Here is a 1,735-nt window from a genome sequence, read left to right as displayed (position 1 = left end):
TGGTGGGTACCCCAACGGTCGTCGCCGGGAGGGTTCGCTCCGAAGGTGGCGGCGTGGCCGGCCCGGAGGCCGTGGCCGCCGCCGACCCCGCCACCCCGCCGGAACCGCCGGCCGGGCTGCCCGACGGCGTGGTCGACGCGTTTCCCGCCACCCGGCTGCAACGCGGCATGTTCCTGCACGCGGTGCGCGACGGCGCGCACCTGTACCACGACGTCCTCAGCTACACCGTGGACCGCCGCCTGGAGGAGGGCCCGCTGGCCGGCGCCCTCCGCGAGGCCGTCGCTGCCCACCCGGCGCTGCGCAGCGCCTTCGCGGTCGACCGGCCGGACGGGCCGGTACAGCTCGTCCACTCCGACGCGCGGATCGACTGCGCCTTCGTCGACCTGACCGACCTCCCGGAGGACGCCCGACGGGCCCGCCTGGATTCGTGGGCCGCGGAGCAGCGCCGGGTGCCCTTCGACTGGAGCGTGCCGGGCCTGCTCAGGGTCTTCGTGCACCGGACGGGCGAACAGCAGAGCGTGCTCTCGCTGTCCGTGCACCACACCGTGCTCGACGGCTGGAGCGCGGCCACCCTCGTCACCGAACTCCTCCTGGCGCACGACCGGTTGGCGCGGGGCCTGCCGACGGTCGCGCGGCCCGCGGACACCGCCATGCGCCGCTACGCCGAGCTGGAGCGGACCACCGAGCGCGACAGCGGGCACCGCTCGTTCTGGCGCGACTACCTCGACGGCGTGCGGCCCACGCCGCTGCCGGACGCCTCCCCGGACGGCTCCGCGACGCTGCCGCTGGTCGAGGTCCGCACCCCGCTGCCCGCCGGAGCGGCCGAGCGCTTCGCCGCGCTCGCCAGGACCTGCGGGGTGCCGATGAAGTCCGCCTACCTGGCCGTCCACCTCGCCGCGCTCTCCTTCATGGCGGGCGAGACCGAGGTGACGACCGGCCTGGTGACCAGTGGCCGCCTGGAGGAGGCCGGCGGGGACACGGCGCTCGGACTCTTCCTCAACACCGTACCGCTGCGGGCGGAGGTGGCCGACCTGAACTGGCCCGAGCTGCTCGCCTCGGTGTTCGACAACGAGGCCGGCCTGTACGCCCACCGCCGCTTCCCGCTGGAGCGCATCCAGGCGGAGACCGGTACCGCGCGCCTGTGCCCCACCGCGTTCAACTACACCGACTTCCACGTCTACGACGGACTGGTGCGCGCCGGCATCGCGCTGAGCGACGTCCGCTACCACGAGGAGACCGACTTCCCCCTGCTGGTCGCGGTGCACGAGGACCCCTTCGGAGGGCCCGCCACCCTCGTGGTCGGCCACCACACGGACCGGCCCGAGGACGGGCTGGCCGCCCGGTACGCGGAGTTCTTCGCGCAACTGCTCCGCCACGCCGCCACGGATCCGCACCAGCCGGCCGTCCGCGCCCTCGGGCAGTGGGCCCGGGAGCGGGGAGCCACCGCCGGACTCGCACCCGGCGCCGCCCCGACCGCGCCCGGATCGCTCCTCCCGGTCCTCGCCGAGCGCCTCGGCGGGGACCAGGACGCGCCGCTCCTCACCGACGGTCGCACCGAGTGGACCCGCGGGCGGATCGCCGCGCGGGTGGGTGAGCTCCGCACGCGGCTGGCCGGCCGGGGCGTCGGCCCCGGGGACCGTGTGGCCGACGACGACCCGTCAACCGTCATCACCGCGAGCGAGGAGCACGAGATCCGGCGCTGGCACCCTGCCGTCGCCACCGGCATTCCCGCCCC

General features: G+C 75.7%; 1 protein-coding gene. It reads left to right on the top strand.

The annotated features are described in order from the left end of the window. Positions 1-53: 53 nt before the first annotated feature. Positions 54-1,735, top strand: a 1,682-nt coding sequence (locus ABZW03_RS40520) for a condensation domain-containing protein (protein ID WP_355269844.1), incomplete at its 3' end; no start/stop codon positions are given.

The organism is Kitasatospora sp. NPDC004799, assembly GCF_040609095.1.
GTDB lineage: Bacteria > Actinomycetota > Actinomycetes > Streptomycetales > Streptomycetaceae > Kitasatospora.
The sequence above is the reverse complement of the archived record's forward strand: the minus strand, read 5'-3'. Positions and strand labels throughout refer to the sequence as shown.